Source organism: Agrobacterium sp. 22094 (genome assembly GCF_052046015.1).
Classification (GTDB): Bacteria; Pseudomonadota; Alphaproteobacteria; order Rhizobiales; family Rhizobiaceae; genus Agrobacterium; species Agrobacterium cavarae.
On record NZ_JBQEPX010000005.1, the window covers coordinates 312,135 to 330,069 of the forward strand.

General features: G+C 56.0%; 20 protein-coding genes. 10 read left to right on the forward strand and 10 right to left on the reverse strand.

Going from position 1 to position 17,935, the window contains the following annotated elements; translation table 11 throughout:
• Positions 1-84 precede the first annotated feature (84 nt).
• Positions 85-285, forward strand: a complete 201-nt coding sequence (locus ACTJK5_RS20295) for a DUF1674 domain-containing protein (protein ID WP_112519321.1) — start codon at positions 85-87, stop codon at positions 283-285.
• Between the two features lie 426 nt (positions 286-711).
• Here the strand turns inward: ACTJK5_RS20295 and ACTJK5_RS20300 are convergent, their stop codons facing one another.
• From ACTJK5_RS20300 to hemE, 8 genes are all read right to left on the reverse strand, one after another.
• Positions 712-1,593 carry a ParB/RepB/Spo0J family partition protein gene (locus ACTJK5_RS20300; RefSeq protein ID WP_062424700.1) on the reverse strand — a complete coding sequence of 294 codons (882 nt, stop codon included), beginning with the start codon at positions 1,591-1,593 and terminating at the stop codon, positions 712-714.
• Positions 1,594-1,630: 37 nt separating this feature from the next.
• Positions 1,631-2,422: a ParA family protein gene (locus ACTJK5_RS20305; protein WP_062424699.1), complete on the reverse strand. Its 792-nt coding sequence runs from the start codon at positions 2,420-2,422 to the stop codon at positions 1,631-1,633.
• A 24-nt stretch (positions 2,423-2,446) separates the two neighbouring features.
• Positions 2,447-3,064: a 16S rRNA (guanine(527)-N(7))-methyltransferase RsmG gene (rsmG, locus tag ACTJK5_RS20310; protein ID WP_113259643.1), complete on the reverse strand. Its 618-nt coding sequence runs from the start codon at positions 3,062-3,064 to the stop codon at positions 2,447-2,449.
• 11 nt (positions 3,065-3,075) lie between these two features.
• Positions 3,076-4,953 carry a tRNA uridine-5-carboxymethylaminomethyl(34) synthesis enzyme MnmG gene (mnmG, locus tag ACTJK5_RS20315; RefSeq protein WP_440613102.1) on the reverse strand — a complete coding sequence of 626 codons (1,878 nt, stop codon included), beginning with the start codon at positions 4,951-4,953 and terminating at the stop codon, positions 3,076-3,078.
• Between the two features lie 50 nt (positions 4,954-5,003).
• Complete coding sequence (gene mnmE / locus ACTJK5_RS20320; RefSeq protein ID WP_440613103.1) at positions 5,004-6,329, reverse strand: tRNA uridine-5-carboxymethylaminomethyl(34) synthesis GTPase MnmE; 1,326 nt, start codon at positions 6,327-6,329, stop codon at positions 5,004-5,006.
• Positions 6,330-6,592: 263 nt separating this feature from the next.
• On the reverse strand, positions 6,593-7,858 hold the full coding sequence (rho, locus tag ACTJK5_RS20325) for a transcription termination factor Rho (protein WP_111848702.1): 1,266 nt from the start codon (positions 7,856-7,858) through the stop codon (positions 6,593-6,595).
• A 184-nt stretch (positions 7,859-8,042) separates the two neighbouring features.
• Entirely contained in the window at positions 8,043-8,588 is a 546-nt protein-coding gene (hemJ, locus tag ACTJK5_RS20330; RefSeq protein WP_440613104.1) for a protoporphyrinogen oxidase HemJ, read from the reverse strand.
• The gene (hemE, locus tag ACTJK5_RS20335) at positions 8,585-9,619 is read right to left on the reverse strand and encodes a uroporphyrinogen decarboxylase (RefSeq protein WP_440613105.1); all 1,035 of its coding nucleotides are present in this window, start codon (positions 9,617-9,619) and stop codon (positions 8,585-8,587) included. Before hemE ends, hemJ begins: the two co-directional genes overlap by 4 nt.
• A 408-nt stretch (positions 9,620-10,027) precedes the next feature.
• On the opposite strand from hemE, the gene ACTJK5_RS20340 reads away from it, so the two are divergent.
• The 5 genes from ACTJK5_RS20340 to dnaQ all read left to right on the forward strand — a co-directional run bounded on the left by ACTJK5_RS20340 (position 10,028) and on the right by dnaQ (position 13,792).
• Entirely contained in the window at positions 10,028-10,849 is an 822-nt protein-coding gene (locus ACTJK5_RS20340; RefSeq protein ID WP_440613106.1) for a pyruvate, water dikinase regulatory protein, read from the forward strand.
• A 135-nt stretch (positions 10,850-10,984) separates the two neighbouring features.
• Positions 10,985-11,584, forward strand: a complete 600-nt coding sequence (locus ACTJK5_RS20345; RefSeq protein ID WP_440613107.1) for a Maf-like protein — start codon at positions 10,985-10,987, stop codon at positions 11,582-11,584.
• Positions 11,577-12,437 carry a shikimate dehydrogenase gene (locus ACTJK5_RS20350; protein WP_440613108.1) on the forward strand — a complete coding sequence of 287 codons (861 nt, stop codon included), beginning with the start codon at positions 11,577-11,579 and terminating at the stop codon, positions 12,435-12,437. Before ACTJK5_RS20345 ends, ACTJK5_RS20350 begins: the two co-directional genes overlap by 8 nt.
• Positions 12,434-13,024, forward strand: coding sequence for a dephospho-CoA kinase (coaE, locus tag ACTJK5_RS20355; RefSeq protein WP_440613109.1), 591 nt, complete (start codon positions 12,434-12,436; stop codon positions 13,022-13,024). Before ACTJK5_RS20350 ends, coaE begins: the two co-directional genes overlap by 4 nt.
• A gap of 63 nt (positions 13,025-13,087) precedes the next feature.
• On the forward strand, positions 13,088-13,792 hold the full coding sequence (gene dnaQ / locus ACTJK5_RS20360) for a DNA polymerase III subunit epsilon (RefSeq protein ID WP_440613110.1): 705 nt from the start codon (positions 13,088-13,090) through the stop codon (positions 13,790-13,792).
• 84 nt (positions 13,793-13,876) lie between these two features.
• Here dnaQ and secB read toward each other — a convergent pair whose 3' ends face one another.
• Together secB and ACTJK5_RS20370 are read right to left on the reverse strand one after the other, a co-directional pair.
• A complete protein-coding gene (secB, locus tag ACTJK5_RS20365; RefSeq protein ID WP_062424798.1) occupies positions 13,877-14,359 on the reverse strand; it encodes a protein-export chaperone SecB in 483 nt (160 codons plus the stop codon).
• Between the two features lie 84 nt (positions 14,360-14,443).
• A complete protein-coding gene (locus tag ACTJK5_RS20370; protein WP_440613111.1) occupies positions 14,444-14,953 on the reverse strand; it encodes an FxsA family protein in 510 nt (169 codons plus the stop codon).
• 141 nt (positions 14,954-15,094) lie between these two features.
• Between ACTJK5_RS20370 and ACTJK5_RS20375 the strand changes: the two genes are divergently transcribed.
• The 4 genes from ACTJK5_RS20375 to ACTJK5_RS20390 are packed head-to-tail and all read left to right on the forward strand — an operon-like array spanning position 15,095 to position 17,836.
• Positions 15,095-15,787: a Tim44/TimA family putative adaptor protein gene (locus ACTJK5_RS20375; RefSeq protein WP_062597482.1), complete on the forward strand. Its 693-nt coding sequence runs from the start codon at positions 15,095-15,097 to the stop codon at positions 15,785-15,787.
• Complete coding sequence (mltA, locus tag ACTJK5_RS20380) at positions 15,784-16,899, forward strand: murein transglycosylase A (protein WP_440613112.1); 1,116 nt, start codon at positions 15,784-15,786, stop codon at positions 16,897-16,899. The genes ACTJK5_RS20375 and mltA overlap by 4 nt, the downstream gene beginning before the upstream one ends.
• On the forward strand, positions 16,899-17,474 hold the full coding sequence (locus ACTJK5_RS20385; protein ID WP_313593860.1) for a Smr/MutS family protein: 576 nt from the start codon (positions 16,899-16,901) through the stop codon (positions 17,472-17,474). The genes mltA and ACTJK5_RS20385 overlap by 1 nt, the downstream gene beginning before the upstream one ends.
• The gene (locus ACTJK5_RS20390; RefSeq protein ID WP_062424683.1) at positions 17,471-17,836 is read left to right on the forward strand and encodes a helix-turn-helix domain-containing protein; all 366 of its coding nucleotides are present in this window, start codon (positions 17,471-17,473) and stop codon (positions 17,834-17,836) included. The genes ACTJK5_RS20385 and ACTJK5_RS20390 overlap by 4 nt, the downstream gene beginning before the upstream one ends.
• Positions 17,837-17,935 lie beyond the last annotated feature (99 nt).

A 17,935-nucleotide genomic window follows, 5' to 3' on the forward strand; every position in this document is an offset into this window, starting at 1 on the left:
GCAAAGACTTATCAAAGCGGACAGTTTTCTATAATCTGGTTATGAGGAATTGCTTTTCAATATGCCGTGACGAGGGTGCAGCCCATGCAGAACGCCGATAACGATAATGCGAACACGAACAGCAAAGTCCTCTCGCCTGCAGCCCAACGCGCATTGAAGGAAGCGGAAGAACGGCGCCGCAACGCAGAGCAGCTCAAGCTTCCACCTGAGACCGGTGGCCGCGGCGGCGCCGAACCGGTCCGCTTTGGCGATTACGAGATCAATGGCCGCGCGATCGATTTCTGAGACGTTGTTTTCGAAAGAGCCGCCTCTCGTCAGATACCGCCGTAACGGCAGCTGCGGCTTAGCAATCGTTGATTGATGCGACTGTGCAATCTCAATATGTAGCGCTGAGCGCCTATTCCAGATTGAAGCGTCACTCCTTCTCAGCAGCATCTGGCCCACTGGATTCCCTCCTTTGAAACGCGAAAGAGGAGTCCGACGCATATTGCTTGGGAGGCGGTGTCTTCTGCCAGGGCATTTAAGCCACCTCGCATCGGCTCAATGGGAGCGGGGACGATTGGCATTGACGCTGATCGCTGGCCTGGAGGTAGGATCTGGTGTGCTGACACACTCAGCCGATCCCTCATTGGCGTATAAGCAAGTCGCCCAATAAAGGCGACCTATGGAAAAATAATAAATATCAATAGCTTAGAGAGTCGCGCGACGTTGTTATCCGCGCTGCTCCAGAAGACGGCAAACGGCTTCAAGCTGCTCAAGCGTCTTGTAGTTGATCCGCACCTGTCCGCCATTGCCCTTGTGGCTGATCGCCACGTCGAGGCCAAGGGCATCCGACAGCGTCCGCTCCAGCGCGACCGTGTCAGAATCTTTCTCCGGCTTGCGCGCATGTACAGGATCGAGCTGGGATCGGATATCATTCTGCGCAATGCGCTCGGCATCGCGCACCGAAAGGCCTTTTGACACGATCGTCTTTGCCAGCGTGGTCGGATCAGACGTGGAGACGAGAGCCCTTGCGTGACCCGCCGAAAGAGAGCCTTCCGACAGCATGTCGCGCACGGGATCAGGCAGCTTTAACAGGCGCAGGCTGTTGGCCACATGGCTACGGCTTTTGCCGATAATCTCGCCAAGATCGTTTTGCGTATAGCCATGCTCGGCAATCAGCTGCTCGTAGCCCAGCGCTTCTTCGAGTGGATTAAGATCGGAACGCTGTACGTTCTCGACAATCGCGAGTTCAAGCGCCGTACGATCATCGACGTCGCGGACGATAACCGGAACTTCGGTAAAGCCAGCGAGCTGCGCTGCGCGCCAGCGACGTTCGCCGGCAATGATTTCAAAGCGGTTCTGCTCGACGGTGCGCACCACGACAGGCTGCACGATCCCGTGCTGCCGAATGGAGGCTGCGAGATCCTGTAGTTCGCTTTCATCAAAATGACGACGCGGATTGCGTGGGCTGCGAGCGATAAACTCGATCGGCACCGTTCGGTCGGCACTGATTGCACGCTGAGGCTCGCCCACAGGCAAGGGCTGATCCATCTCGCCGATCAAGGCTGCAAGACCGCGACCAAGGCGGCGCTTGGAGAGATCATCACTCATACTATACTCCATATCAATCTTGCAGTTCAGCAGCGCCTCAGGCAGCCCTGCGCAGCCGTTCTCTCTGAATAACCTCTGAGGCGAGCTGCAAATAGGCCTGGCTGCCGGCGCACTTCAAATCATACAGGATGGCTGGCTTACCATAGGATGGCGCTTCCGACACACGAACATTTCGCGGAATGAGCGTATGGTAAACCTTGTCACCCAGATGGGTGCGAACGTCGTTGACGACCTGCTGCGCAAGATTGTTGCGCGCATCGAACATCGTCAGCACGATACCTTGGATATCGAGACCAGGATTCACGGTACCGCGAATCTGGTTGACCGTGTCGAGCAGCTGGCTAAGGCCTTCGAGTGCAAAAAACTCGCATTGCAGCGGCACGAGCACCGAATGGGCGGTCGCCATGGCGTTCATGGTCAGCAGATTGAAAGAGGGTGGGCAGTCCAGCAGAATGTAGGAATAAGCCATCGCTTCCGGGCTACGCAACGCATTACGAAGCAGGAAAACGCGGTTCGCCGCATTCGCGACTTCCATTTCGAAGCCAAGAAGATCCATTGTCGACGGAATAATATCGAGGTTTGGAACGGCTGTCGGCACCGCCACTTCAGCGACGCTGTTTGCGCCGACCAACAGGTCGTAGGACGATAGCTTTCTCTCTCTGCGGTCAATACCAAGGCCAGTGCTGGCATTACCCTGCGGATCGAGATCCACCACCAGAACACGCTCGCCAATGGCGGCCAGGGCGGTTGCTAGGTTGATCGCGGTCGTGGTCTTACCCACACCACCCTTCTGGTTTGCTATCGTAATGATCCGGTTCTTATCAGACATGGTGAAGCACCTGGCTTTCAAAAATCAGCGCTTTGTCGACAAGTTGTGAATCTCGAGAACGACCGAGTCTTCATCGACTGCACTTCGATGTTTTAGCAGATCAAACGACCATCGACCACGGGCTTTCGTCACCTCCGCCTCATAATCCCGGCCTTTATTGAGATAGGCTTTGAGAAGATCGTTTTTCTGAGCCCACGGATGGATATAGGATAGGAGAAGGTCCAAGTCTGCCAGAGCGCGTGCCGACACCGCATCACATGAACCAATAGCATCCGGTGCTGATTCAATCCGAAGGGGGTGAACTGTCCCGCGAGCCCCGGTTTCCGACAAAGCCACACGCAGGAAGGCAGCCTTCTTGTGATTGCTTTCAACGAGATGGACCCAGCCATCCTGGAGCTCCGCAAGGAAAATAGCCGTGATCACACCTGGAAATCCACCGCCGCTGCCAAGATCGACCCAGGTTTGAGGCTTGGGCGCCAGTTGGAAGATCTGGGCACTGTCAGCGACGTGCCGAGACCAGAGGTCTTTCAACGTTGAAGGAGCAACGAGATTCGTCGTTGCGTTCCATTTCTTGAAAAGCTCAACGAAATGTTCGAGCCGCTCCTGTGTTTCACGTGAAACACTTTGGCCGTTTAACGTCATAATGGGACTCGTCAGGGATGTATGCGGGTTTTCTCTGTTCGCGTATAAGTCCCTTTTTTCACCAAAGCAAGGATCAGTGAGATCGCCGCAGGCGTCATTCCATCGACTCGCCCGGCCTGGGCGATGTTGATCGGCTTCGCTGCAAGCAGCTTCTGCTTCAGTTCGTTGGAAAGGCCGGACAAGCTGCCGAAATCGAAATCTTCTGGTATTTGTCGGTCTTCGTCGCGCTTGATGTCGATAATATCGGCGCTTTGGCGCTGCATATAGACTGCGTAACTTGCCTCAATTTCCAGAACTTCGGCAACGCGCGGAGCAAGTTCTCCCAGAACTGGCCAGATTGGTTTCAACGCCTCAAGCGACATGTCGGGATAGGCAAGCAACTCGTAAGCACTGCGGCGCTGGCCATCCTGATTGAGCTTGAGGCCCTGCTTAGCAGCTTGAGTCGGGGTGATAGCCAACTCCTTAAGCAACGACCTGCCCTGATCGAGCGCATCGAGATACTCCGAGAACTTTTTCCCACGCTCCGATCCTACAATCCCCGTCTTCAGACCGAGAGGCGTCAATCTCAGATCGGCATTATCGACACGCAGAGAGAGTCGATACTCAGCGCGCGACGTAAACATGCGGTAGGGCTCGGTCACGCCCTTGGACGTCAGGTCATCGATCATGACCCCGATATAGGAATCGGTCCGACTAAAAATATGCGCATCGACCTCACCAGCAAGCCGCGCCGCGTTGAGACCGGCAACGAGCCCCTGAGCGCCAGCTTCCTCATAGCCTGTCGTTCCATTGATCTGACCGGCTAGAAAGAGGCCAGGGATCTTCCGGCACTCGAGAGAGGGCTTGAGTTCTCTTGGGTCGACATAATCATATTCGATTGCGTAGCCCGGCTGGAGAATATTTACGGTCTCAAGCCCCGGAATAGAATGAATGAAAGCCTGCTGCACGTGCGCTGGCAGCGAGGTGGATATGCCATTCGGGTAGACGGTGTGATCGTCAAGACCTTCCGGCTCCAAGAAGATTTGATGTCCATCGCGCTCTCCGAAGCGAATGATCTTATCTTCAATGGACGGACAATAACGGGGACCCACGCCCTCAATCTGACCAGAGTACATGGCTGAGAGGTGAATATTATCCTGAATGATCTTATGGCTCTCAGGCGTCGTGCGCGTTACGCCACAATCAATCTGAGGATTGATGATGCGATCCGTCATGAACGAAAAGGGGACCGGATCTTCGTCCGGACCTTGCTTGTCCAAACCAGCCCAATCAATAGTTCGACCGTCGAGCCGGGCAGGGGTGCCCGTCTTCAGCCGTCCGAGCGTAAGACCCGCGCGTAGGAGGGTTTCAGAAAGTCCAATCGAGGGGTTTTCACCAACACGGCCCGCTGGAATCTTTTCGGCACCGATATGAATGAGACCGCGGAGGAATGTACCGGTTGTAAGGACGACGGCACGGCAAGCGACATGACGACCGTCTGCCATAACAACCGCTGTGATCTCACCATTTGTGATATTGATATCGAAAGCGTCTCCCTCGATAATGTCGAGGTTTACGATGCTGGAAATCTCTCTCTGCATCGCCTCGCGGTAAAGACGGCGATCGGCTTGCGTTCTTGGCCCGCGGACAGCAGGCCCTTTCTTGCGGTTCAGCATGCGGAACTGGATGCTGCCAGCGTCGGCCACGCGGCCCATCAAACCATCAAGCGCGTCGATCTCTCGCACGAGATGGCCTTTGCCCAATCCGCCGATTGCAGGATTACAGGACATGACGCCGATCGTCTCACGCTTATGGGTAAGGAGCGCGGTGCGTGCGCCGTAACGCGCAGCTGACGCAGCTGCCTCGCTGCCTGCATGGCCACCACCGATGACGACGACATCATAAACCATCGAACCTCCAGCCTTGAACCGGGTGTGTCACACCCATTGTTTCACGTGAATCATTTACCGATGCAAAATTCGGAAAATATGACGCCGAGCAAATCTTCAACGTCAACCCTACCGGTGATCCGTCCTAGCGACGTAGCGGCAAGACGAAGATATTCGGAACGGATCGCCAATTCCATACCTTCTGATTTCAGCGCTTCCCTAACATACTCCAGCGTCTCTTCAAGTCGTTTTTTGTGTCGCGAGCGTGCGGGCATGAGGGTGGTAGCGGCTCCAACTCGCTGCTTGATCCGGTCGCAGATGGCTGCCTTTAGCAACTCCAGCCCGTAGCCCGTCTTCGCAGAGATGAGAATACCGTCTTCTATGTTGGCCGATTGCGGAAGAAGGTCGGCCTTGGTGATAAGCGAAATCGCCTCGAAATTATTCTGAATATCCAATTGTTGCGGGGACGAATCGATATCGCGGAGGTGAACAACCAAATCAGCGGACTGCGCCGTCATCTGTGCTCGTCGAATACCTTCCCTCTCGACCACATCCGTCGCATCACGCAGCCCTGCCGTGTCAAAGAGCGTCACCAGATACCCATTGATATCGAGATCGACGCTGAGAACGTCTCGTGTGGTACCCGCGACATCGGTGACAATCGCCACATCACGCCCGCTCAGCGCATTCATCAGACTGGACTTGCCGACATTCGGCGCACCCACCAAGGCAACTTTAAAACCATCTCGGATGATTTCAGAGCCTGATCCATGCGCCAAGTGGCTTGCGAGGTCTTTCTCGAGCTCCCCAACCTTAGCCCACACCTGAACGGCTACCGAATCCGGCACATCGTCCTCATCGGCGAAATCGAGTTCCGCTTCGATCAATGCCCGGCAGCGGGTGAGCTGCGACGCCCAGCCGTCATAGAGGCCGGAGAGATGACCGCTGCTCTGCTCCACGGCCAAGCGCCGCTGCATTTCTGTCTCAGCCTGCAAAAGGTCCGCAAGGCCTTCAACTTCCACGAGATCCATCTTGCCATTGTCGAATGCCCGGCGGGAAAATTCTCCTGCTTCTGCCTGACGCACACCCTGCCGTTGGTCAAGGAGATTGAAGATCGCCGACACCACCGCTCGACTTCCATGGACCTGGAGTTCGACGCAATCTTCGCCCGTGAAAGAGTTCGGCGCTGGAAATTGGAGCACGAGGGCCTGATCAATGATGTCGCTGTTTCGGTCACGAATCGTTTTGAGAGCTGCGTTACGGGGTGCTGGAACGTGATCGCCTATGAGACTTCGAAGCGCCTCAATCGCGTTGGGTCCGCTGATCCGGATAACGGCGACGCCGGCCGGTAGAGAGCCACTGGAGAGGGCATAGATCGTATCGCTGGACTGCGGCATGAAACTTTTCCAAAGCTCGTCATGCGACCTGTTTAGCGGTTTTAAGGACGCACGCTACAAACGAAGGGCTGAAGCGAGGCGGCAATCGAGGTGATCGAACCCGCTCTAATGAAAATGGCCGCGCTCTGTTTAAGGAGCGCAGCCGAAGGTCGAAAGCATGGTCCGCACAAAACTGTGCAGCGGTTTTCCGATAACGCAAGAACCTGAAGCGTATGAGCGGATTGCCTTGCAAAACGCGTCAAGTCGGAATCCGGCTAAACGGATTATGTATTCATCGACTCGAAGAAGTCGCCATTGGTCTTCGTCTGCTTGAGCTTGTCGATGAGGAACTCGATGGCATCGGTGGTTCCCATCGGTGCCAGGATGCGTCGCAGCACGAAAATCTTCTGGAGATCCTGACGCGGAACCAGCAAGTCTTCCTTACGCGTACCAGACTTGAGGATATCCATGGCAGGGAAGATGCGCTTATCGGCGACCTTGCGGTCCAGCACAATTTCCGAGTTACCCGTGCCCTTGAACTCCTCGAAGATGACTTCATCCATGCGGCTGCCGGTATCGATCAGAGCCGTTGCGATGATCGTCAGCGAACCGCCTTCTTCGATGTTACGGGCGGCACCAAAGAAGCGCTTGGGGCGCTGAAGAGCGTTGGCGTCGACACCACCGGTCAAAACCTTACCGGAAGAGGGGACGACCGTGTTGTACGCGCGGCCAAGGCGCGTAATCGAGTCGAGCAGAATGACGACGTCACGACCATGCTCGACAAGGCGCTTGGCCTTTTCGATGACCATTTCGGCCACCTGAACGTGGCGAACTGCCGGCTCGTCGAAGGTCGAGGATACGACTTCGCCCTTCACCGAGCGCTGCATGTCGGTCACTTCTTCCGGACGCTCATCGATCAGAAGAACGATGAGATAGCATTCCGGATGGTTGGCCGTGATCGAATGGGCGATATTCTGCAGAAGGACCGTCTTACCGGTTCTCGGCGGCGCAACGATCAATCCGCGCTGGCCCTTGCCGAGCGGAGCGACAAGATCGATGACGCGCGCGGAGAGGTCCTTCGATGTTGGGACATCGAGTTCCATCTTGAAGCGCTCATTCGGATAGAGCGGCGTCAGGTTATCGAAGTGAACCTTATGGCGGATCTTTTCAGGATCGTCGAAATTGATCGTGTTGACCTTAAGTAGAGCGAAATAGCGCTCGCCTTCCTTCGGTCCACGAATGGGCCCTTCAACCGTGTCGCCAGTCTTCAGCGAAAACCGGCGGATCTGAGAGGGCGAGATGTAGATATCATCCGGGCCTGGCAGGTAGTTTGCGTTTGCAGAGCGCAGGAAACCGAAGCCATCCTGAAGAACTTCGACAACGCCTTCCCCGATGATCTCGACATCCTGGCTTGCCAGCATCTTGAGAATAGCGAACATGAGCTCCTGCTTACGCATGGTGCTCGCATTTTCAACTTCCAGGGATTCGGCAAACGTCAGCAAATCGGTCGGAGATTTGCTTTTGAGTTCCTGTAGCTTCATTTCAGCCATGAAGAGAAAGACCGTCTTTAAAAATATGTGGGGGAGTGGCGTGTTCGCGAATCAGCTTCTGAGGTGCAACCGCAGCCATCTGAATAATTCACATGCCGAGAGATGAGTGGGCTGAAAATAGCGTTTCATGCCCGCCGCCGCAAGAGCAAAGCACCAATTCCGGGAAATTTATCGTGATCATAAGTTATCCGAACGGTTTCACAACCACAAGTATGACTATTACGATCATCAATACCGTGGGCACCTCGTTCATCAACCGCCAGTGACGGGCAGGGCGCCTGTTCTCGTCGCGACCGAAGGCTTTTGCGCTGCGGCTGAAATAGACATGGGTCACAGTCAGCGCAATAACCAACGCGATCTTGGCATGCAGCCAGCCGCCACTGAAACCGTAAACGGACCAGGCAAGGTAAAGCCCAAGCACCCAGGTGATCATCATTGCCGGGTTCATGATCAAGCGTATGAGCCGCTGCTCCATGACCTTGAAGGTTTCCGACTGTACGGAGCCGACGGGCGCATCCGTGTGGTAGATGAACAGCCGCGGCAGATAGAGCAGACCCGCCATCCAGGAAATGACCGCGATGATGTGCAACGCCTTGATCCAGAGATAGGCATCCGCAGGATCGACATGCAGGACCAGCGCGATGAAGCCGATGAAGACGGCGAGCGCCACGCCTGCACGAAGATAGGTCTTGCGGCCGGCTGTGTTTGACGTCTGCCTCTCTTCGCTCATCTTGCAACTCCATGAGAGCGCACATGCGCCACCAGCCGCGTGACATTCTCAGGATCGGCCTGCGGCGTGATGCCGTGGCCGAGATTGAAAATCAACGGGCCGTTCCCGAGAGCCTGCAGGATCGCATCGATGCCGTCTTCCAGGGGTTTGCCGCCAGCAACCATCAGCATAGGGTCGAGATTACCCTGGACCGGGCCTTCCTTCTGCAAATCGCGGGCAAAGGAGAGCGGCACGCTCCAGTCAAGACCGATCGCATCGGCGCCGGTCTTCTGGCGGTAATCCTTCAGCAAAATGCCGGCACCCTTGGCAAACGCGATGATGCGGGCATCGGGACGGCGTGCACGCACGGACTGGATGATGCGAGCCACGGGCTTCACCGCGTATTCTTCGAACTCTTTCTCGCCCAGTACCCCAGCCCAGGAATCGAAAATCTGCACGGCGTTCGCGCCGGCATCCAGCTGCGCGACGAGATAATCCGCAGAGACCTCCGCCAGGAACGACAAGAGCTTTTCCATCGCCTGCGGATGCTGGTAGCCGAAGAGGCGCGCAGGGGCCTGATCCGGTGTGCCGTGGCCAGCAATCATGTAGGTCGCAACCGTCCACGGCGCTCCACAAAAACCGAGCAGTGTCGTCTGTTGCGGCAATTCGGCGCGAAGCTTGCTCACCGTTTGGAACACAGGATCGAGGTGAGCGATGACATTCGACGGATCAAGCGCATCAATCTCGGAAGCATTGATCGGGTCCATCTGCGGTCCCTTGCCTTCGGAGAAGAAGACATTCCGTTTCAAAGCATCCGGGATCACCAGGATATCGGAAAAGAGGATCGCGGCATCCAGACCAAAACGACGGATTGGCTGAAGCGTGACTTCGGTTGCAAGATCCGGATTGTAACAGAGATCCAAGAAACTTCCTGCGACCTTGCGCGTTTCTCTGTACTCCGGGAGGTATCGACCAGCCTGTCTCATAAGCCAAATCGGAGGAGGGTTCAACGTCTCGCCGTTCAAAACCCTCATGACACTGCGGTCGATCATCTCGCCCAACTTTCTAAAAATAAAAACAAAGAGATTTAAAAGATTTTCTATTTCTTAGAGTCGGTGAGTAGCAAGGATTAAAAACTCTTAAGCTGATATGCCGCAGCTCGCCCATCACCCCATCCGATGTGGATCAGAAAGAACGCTCTTTCGCACTAATTCTGGAAAAGTCGATTTATCGATATAGTTTCAAGGGCTTGAATGTCGCCATTGTCTTGTCGATCCTGTGGATAAGGCCGGAATGACGAAAGAGCAATTTTCCCTTCTCCCAGCAATTCACAGAGGCCCTTCAGCTTGCTACACAAAACCGGCAAGTGTGGATAAGTCGGCAGTTTTCCGCCAGGCCGGGCTCGCCGCCAACGCCGTCCCGGATCTGTCCAGCTTTATCAACAGGGAGAAGAAAACAGCGTGGAGAATAAAAAAAACTTCTTCCATCTGCACCTGATATCGGACTCAACCGGAGAGACTCTGATGTCGGCCGGTCGGGCTGTCTCGGCGCAGTTTCACGCCTCCATGCCGATCGAGCATGTTTATCCGATGATCCGCAATCAAAAGCAGTTGCAGGCCGTCGTCGAGGAGATCGATCGCCAGCCGGGAATCGTGCTCTACACCATCGTCGATCAGCAGCTTTCCTCGTTTCTCGAAATCCAGTGCCACGCGCTTGGCGTGCCGTGCGTCAATGTGCTTGAGCCGATCATTGGCATCTTTCAGACCTATCTCGGCGCGACCTCGCGGCGGAGGGTCGGGGCACAGCACGCCTTGAATGCCGATTATTTTGCGCGCATCGAGGCTTTGAACTTCGCCATGGACCATGATGATGGTCAGATGCCGGAACATTATGACGAAGCGGATATCGTCATTATCGGCATCAGCCGAACGTCCAAGACACCGACGAGCATCTATCTGGCGAACCGCGGCATCAAGACCGCCAATATTCCAGTCGTTCCAAACGTGCCCTTGCCCGATAGCATCTATAAGGCCACCAAGCCTTTGATCGTCGGGCTGGTGGCGACGTCCGATCGCATATCGCAGATCCGTAAAAACCGAGAGCTTGGCGCGACCGGTGGTTTCGACAGGGGACAATATATCGACCGGGCGACGATCATGGAGGAGCTGAAATATGCGCGCGCGCTGTGTGCCCGCAACAATTGGCCCCTCATCGATGTGACGCGGCGCTCGATTGAAGAGACGGCGGCAGCGATCCTTGCTCTGCGCCAAAAGACACGATAGTCCGCCGTGCGTCGACTAGGACGCTATGAGGACCCGTCTCACGTTTTGAATCAACGCATCGTGCTTTTCCGAAAATCGATTCCGATTTCCGAGCCGATGCTGTAATCCGATTCTCGATATTCATCGGAGACAGCCATGACATCCGAACTGATCCTTGCCTCGGCCAGCGCCTCGCGCCAGATGCTGATGCGCAATGCCGGTCTAATTTTTTCCAGCATTCCTGCAGAGATCGATGAGCGCGCCATCGATGCTAGACTGGAAGCAGAGGGTGCGACGCCTGAGACCATCGCGCTGGAATTGGCAAAAGCCAAAGCGATCGCTGTGAGCCGCTTACACCCGGACGCTTTCGTGATCGGCTCTGATCAGACGATGTCGCTTGGTACCAGGATCTACCATAAGGCCAAAGACATGGCCGAAGCGCATTCCAATCTTCTCTCGCTTTCGGGAAAGACGCACAGACTAAACTGCGGAATCGCGATTGCGAAGAATGGTGAGATTTTGTGGTCTGCCATCAGCATCGCGAAGATGACGGTACGAGACCTCTCGGATGATTTCGTGTCGCGCTATTTGGAGAAGGTAGGATCGCAGGTGCTTTCCAGCGTCGGCGCCTACCAGTTGGAGGGGGAGGGAATCCAGCTATTTAATTCCATAGAAGGCGACTACTTCACGGTGTTGGGACTGCCGCTTCTTCCGCTGCTGGCGCAATTGAGGGAGCTGAAACTGATCGATGGCTGATTCACGTGAAACATTAACCAAAAAAGCGTTCGTGACCGGTTTCCCGGTCAAGCACTCGCGCTCACCCCTGATCCATAGTTTCTGGATCAAGCAATTTCAGATCGATGGGCTATATGAGGCGGTAGAGCAATCGCCCCAGAATTTTCCGTCCTTTATGAAATCGTTGAAGCGGTCGGACAGGGCCTATGTGGGGGGCAACGTCACCATTCCTCACAAGGAATCCGCCTACCGATTGGCCGACAGGCCGGATGAACTGGCCGATGAGTTGGGCGCTGCCAACACAATTTGGGTGGAGGATGGACTGATCCATGCGACCAACACCGATGGCTTCGGTTTTGTGTCCAACCTCGATGATCGGCATGGGGGCTGGGACAACACGGACAAGGCCGTGGTTCTCGGGGCAGGCGGCGCGAGCCGCGCCGTAATCCAGGCCCTTCGCAATCGAGGCATCGCCGAAATCCATGTCGTCAATCGCACGGTTGAACGAGCGCAAGAACTTGCCGACCGATTTGGGCAAACTGTCCACGCGCATTCCATGAACGCGCTTTTTGAAGTCTCAGTTGGCTGCGGACTTTTCGTCAACACCACGTCGCTTGGCATGGATGGCACAGAGGCGCCCTTCATCGACTTTTCACCTCTCGACGCCAACGCCGTTGTTACGGACATCGTCTATGTGCCGCTCAAGACACCAATCCTGAAGATGGCAGAACAGCAGGGTTTTGCAACGGTCGATGGTCTGGGCATGTTGCTTCACCAGGCACGTCCGGGGTTTGACAAGTGGTTTGGCAGGAAGCCAGACGTGACCGAAGACCTCCGCTCATTGATTATCGCCGATATGGAGCACCAGGCATGATCGTCATAGGTCTCACTGGATCTATCGGAATGGGAAAGACCACCACTGCAAAACTCTTCGCAGAGGAGGGCGTGCCGGTCTGCGATTCCGATGCGGTGGTGCACGACCTTTATCAAAACGAAGCGGTCGGTCCGATCGCAAATATTTTTCCGGACGCGGTCAAGGACGGCGCTGTTGACCGCGATCGCCTTAGTAAAATCCTGCGCGAGAATCCGGCTCAGTTTCCGGCGCTGGAGAACATCGTCCATCCGCTGGTGCGCGCAAAGCAAGACGCTTTTGTCGAAGCACAAAGGCGCAACGGCGAGAGCTTTGCGCTTCTCGATATTCCTCTGCTTTTCGAGACGAAGGCTGAGGCCCGCGTCGATGCGGTCGTGGTCGTCAGTTGCGCGGCCGAGATCCAACGGCAACGGGTTTTATCTCGCCCGGGTATGACGGAAGAGAAATTCCAGATGATCCTTGGACGGCAGATGACGGACGGGGAGAAGCGCAAGAAAGCCGATTTCCTCATCGATACCGGACGTGGTATCGAAGACGCACGGACCCAGGTTCGCGCTGTGGTTGACGCGTTGCAAAAACGAAAAAGCTGATAAAGCCGAAGACACCTCCGTGCTTGGACGCTTTCACATTCAAATCAGAGGGGTATCATTTCGATGCGCGAAATCATTTTCGATACGGAAACCACAGGTCTGGAATCCAAGTTCGACCGCATCATCGAAATTGGTGGCATCGAACTGATGAATCACTTCCCGACGGGAAGAAGCATCCACATCTACATCAATCCGGAAGATCGTAAGGTGCATCCGGACGCTCTTGCGGTGCATGGCATTACCGATGAATTTCTTCAGGACAAGCCGAAATTTGCAGAGGTGGTCGACGACATCCGCGCATTCTTCGAAGGCGCCCGCTGGGTGGCGCACAACGCGACCTTCGACATGGGCTTCATCAATGCGGAATTTGCGCGCCTCGGGATCGAGTCGGTATCGCCGGAATGGGTGACGGATACGCTGGCGCTGGCGCGACGGAAGCATCCGATGGGCCCCAATTCTCTCGACGCGCTTTGCCGCCGCTACGGTGTCGACAATTCCCGTCGTGATAAGCACGGCGCGCTCCTCGACTCCGAACTTCTGGCGGAAGTCTATATCGAGATGATCGGCGGCCGTCAGACAGCGCTCGGTTTCGGCTCCGCGTCGAAGACGCAGGCCTCGATGCAGTTGGACGATCAGCCCATGGCGCCGATGCAGCGCGAGCGATCCTTGCCGCCGCGGCTGGATGTCCAGGCCTTGGCCGCGCATGAAAAGCTTGTCCAGTCGATGGGCGACAAGGCGATCTGGAACAAGTATCGGCAGTCGCAGTGACATCGTCGCGCGCCGTTTCTCAAGACAATAAAAAACCCGGGTCTGCTGAACCCGGGTTTTTTTTATTGGCTGGCTACGATCCGATCAGTTCGGAACGGCTTGAACCTGAGAGCGGGCCTGTTCTTCGGCAACGCGCTGCGTGAACATCTGCGCGAAATCGATCGGGTCGATCATCAGCGGCGGGAAGCCGCCATTGCGTGTTACGTCGGCAATGATCTGGCGCGCGAAGGGGAAGAGAAGGCGTGGGCACTCGATGAAGAGAACCGGCAGCATGTGTTCCTGCGGGAAGCCGGTAATGCGGAAAACGCCGCCATAGGTTAGTTCGGCCACGAAAAGAACCTTGTCACCGTCCTTGGCTTCTGCATTCAGCGTCAGCACCACGTCGAAATCGGAACCGGAAATCGGGTTCGCATTGACGTTGACATTGATGTTGATAGCAGGCGCGCCATCACGAGCCTGAAGCGAACGCGGTGCACCCGGATTTTCGAATGAAAGATCCTTTGTGTACTGGGTCAGAATATTGAGAGACGGCGCTGCGCCGTTCTGTGCACCATTTTCAGTGGTCATGATATGCCTCGCAAAGTGAATGCCGTGAAAGCCGTCTATCATCTGGACCGGAGGCTTACAACCCTCAGGACCCGGCTTGCCGGCTTAGGGTCTTGGTAGGTCGCGGTCGTTACGATCCGGCGACCAGGGGGAGTTGTTCGGCCCGTCGCGGTGAAAATCCTCTTCGTCGAGATCGACGACCTTGGATGATGCCGGACCCCGCGGATTGCTGCGAAAGCGGGTGCTGGCAAAATCCGCAACGATGATATTTGGTCTGAAGACCTTCCAGAAGAAACTGCGCACCGCCGGCACGAGCAGCAGGAGCCCGATGATATCGGTGATGAAGCCTGGAACGAAAAGCAGGATGCCGGCAATGACGCGCATGCCGCCATTGACAAGGGCCTCGGCTGGCTGCTCACCCGTGCGGCCGGCATTTTGCAGATTGCGCACCATGCCAAGACCGCCATTGCGCAGAATGATGAGGCCCAGCATCGAGGTCAGGATGATCAGCGCAAGGGTTGGCCACAGGCCGATTGCCTTTCCGACCACGATGAAGCCAGCAATTTCCAAAATCGGCATCAGAAGGACGATGACCGGCAGCAGTGAGAAACGCATTTTATCAAGCCTTGCGTGTTATATCGTTGGCAGAAAAACAATCTTAGGGAACCGCCGATTGAATCTGCTTATTTGAAGATTGATCGGATGCAGACTATATGATGGTTCAACATTGGATTTAAATGGTGGTTTCGGTAAAAGATGGGCTCAAGTGACTTCATAACATTGTTTTTCCTTGTGGCAGCGGTGCTGATCTTTCTCCAACTGCGCAGTGTCCTCGGCCGCCGCACCGGCAACGAAAAGCCACCTTTCGATCCGTTTAGCGCCCGCGAGGCCGCAAAAGCGCCCATTGACGATAACAAGGTCGTTACCTTGCCGAAGCGCGGCGAGACGGAAGAAAATCGCTTTGCTGCTGTGGACGCGGTTGCAGCACCGGGCACGGCGCTCAATGACTCGCTGCGCCAGCTCGTCGAAACCGACCCATCCTTCCAGCCGAAGGAATTCCTCAACGGCGCCCGGATGGCTTACGAAATGATCGTCATGGCGTTTGCCGATGGCGATAGGGATACCTTGAAGAACCTTCTCTCTAAGGACGTCTATGACGGTTTTGACGCTGCGATTACCGAGCGTGAAAAGCGCGGCGAAGTGGTGAAATCCACCTTTGTCGGCATCGAGAGAATCGAAATGACCCAAGCGGCGGTTCGTGACTCGGAAGAGCAGATTACGCTTCGCATCATCAGCCAGTTGATTTCCGCGACCTATGACAAGGACGGCAAACTGGTGGACGGCGACGCCGAAAACGTCTCGGAGGTCGATGACATCTGGACCTTCTCCCGCGATATCCGCTCGCGCGATCCGAACTGGAAGCTGATCGCCACTGAATCTGAAGCATGACCACGGGCGCTGATTTCCACCTGAAACAGGTGGCGTATAACGAGCTGGAGGGCTGGGGGCAGGATGACCCTTCAGCCCTTTTTGCAGCAATGGGCGATATTGCGGCCCATCTCAACAAGGGCAAGCCCTATCGCACCGCAAGCCTCGGCCTCACCGCGGAGGATCTGGCAGCGCTGCTGGAAAAGGCGAAGGGCGTAACGGTCAGCGAGCCGGAGCAAGCGAGGCGCTTTTTCGAGAAAAATTGCGTCCCCTTCAGAATTACGTTGCCGGATGACAAGCGCGGCTTCGTCACGGCTTTTTACGAGCCTGAACTTGAGGTCTCCGCTACTCCCGACGACGTCTGGAAATACCCGATCTACAATCGGCCGGACGATCTGATCGATCTCGACGACGACAATCGCCCATCACACATCGATCCTTACTACGCGTTTGCGTTGGAAAAGGACGGCCAGATCTCCGAATATCCGGATCGCCGCGCTATCGATCAGGGCTATCTCGAGGGACGAGGTCTCGAAATTGCTTACGCAAAATCCAAGGTCGATCTGTTCTTCGTTCATGTCCAAGGTGCCGCAAGGCTGCGCTTTACCGATGGGTCGTTAAAGCGCATCACCTATTCTGCCAAGGCGGGACATCGCTTCTCCCCGATTGGACGCCTGTTGCTGGATCGCGGGGAGCTCGATCCGGCTACCATCTCGATGCAGACCATTCGTCAGTGGCTTAGGGATCATCCCGACCAAGTGGACGAGGTGCTCTGGCACAACCGCTCCTACATTTTCTTCCGCGAGGCAGCGGTGGAGGGTCTGGATCTTGGCCCGATCGCCGCGGCCAAGGTGCCATTGGTGGCAGGACGATCTCTGGCCGTCGATCGGCTGATCCATACCTTCGGCTTTCCCTTTTTCATTCAGTCGCAGAGCCTCACCCATCTCGATGACGGAAAACCCTTTGCACGCTTGATGTTGGCGCTGGATACGGGCTCTGCGATCGTCGGACCGGCGCGCGGCGACATCTTCACCGGCTCAGGCGACGAGGCAGGCGAACTTGCAGGCACCGTGCGCAACCCGGCGGATTTCACTATACTCATTCCGAAAGAGGCTGCGGAAAGGTATTCGTGATGAAGGGTGGGCGCAAACTCGGCAAGGAGGAGCGTGTTCTCTGGGGGAAGGTCGCCCGGACGGCGCGACCCATTTCCGGCCGTATGGAAGAATTGCTGACCTTCGAGGATGTCGAAGGGGAGCCGGTTGCGCTGCCTCCCGTTCCCGCCGCCAAGCCCATACCACCATTTCCGCAAATGATCGTCGAGCCGGTGCCCGATCTTTCCGCGCCCACTGCGAAAAAAGACAGGGTTCATCACCCGTTGGAAAAACCGGTCAAGCGTAAGCTGACCCGCGGTCGCCTGGCACTGGAGGCACGCATCGATCTTCACGGCATGTTCCAGAGCGAAGCGCATGCCGTCTTGCTGGACTTTCTCGTCCGGGCCCATGAGCGAGGCCTGCGCCATGTCCTGGTGATCACCGGCAAGGGTCGGTCGATGGGGAGTGACGGTGCGCTAAAGCGTGCGGTGCCGATGTGGTTCTCGAAGCCTGAATACCGCCACCTCATCTCCTCCTATGAAGATGCGTCCATGAACCATGGCGGGGACGGCGCGCTCTACGTGCGGCTGTCGCGCAGACGCGGAGACAAAACGTGACACCTTTTGCCGAGGCGGTCCGGCGGCTGCGAGAGCAGAAGGGTGTGACCCAGAAGGAGATGGCGCGCGCAATCGGCGTTTCGCCTGCCTATCTCTCTGCCCTGGAACACGGGAAGAGGGGCACGCCCAGCTTCGATCTGTTGCAGCGGATTTCCGGCTACTTCAATATCATCTGGGATGATGCCGATGAATTGTTTCGCCTGGCCGGTACGTCCGCACCGCGCGTCATCATCGATACTGTTGGTCTTCCCCCGGAATATACGGCTTTTGCCAACACTCTTGCGCGCGATATTCGCAAGCTGGCTCCGACTGTGATAGACGAATTGTCAGCCGTGCTGCAAAAAGGCCGTTCTTGTGACTGAAAGTCGCGCTATCCCCTGCTTTATCGAGGGTTTGAGGGGCGCAGACTTTGGATATCGGGGCGGAATTCCTATAGTCGGTCAACCGGATTGAAAGTGATT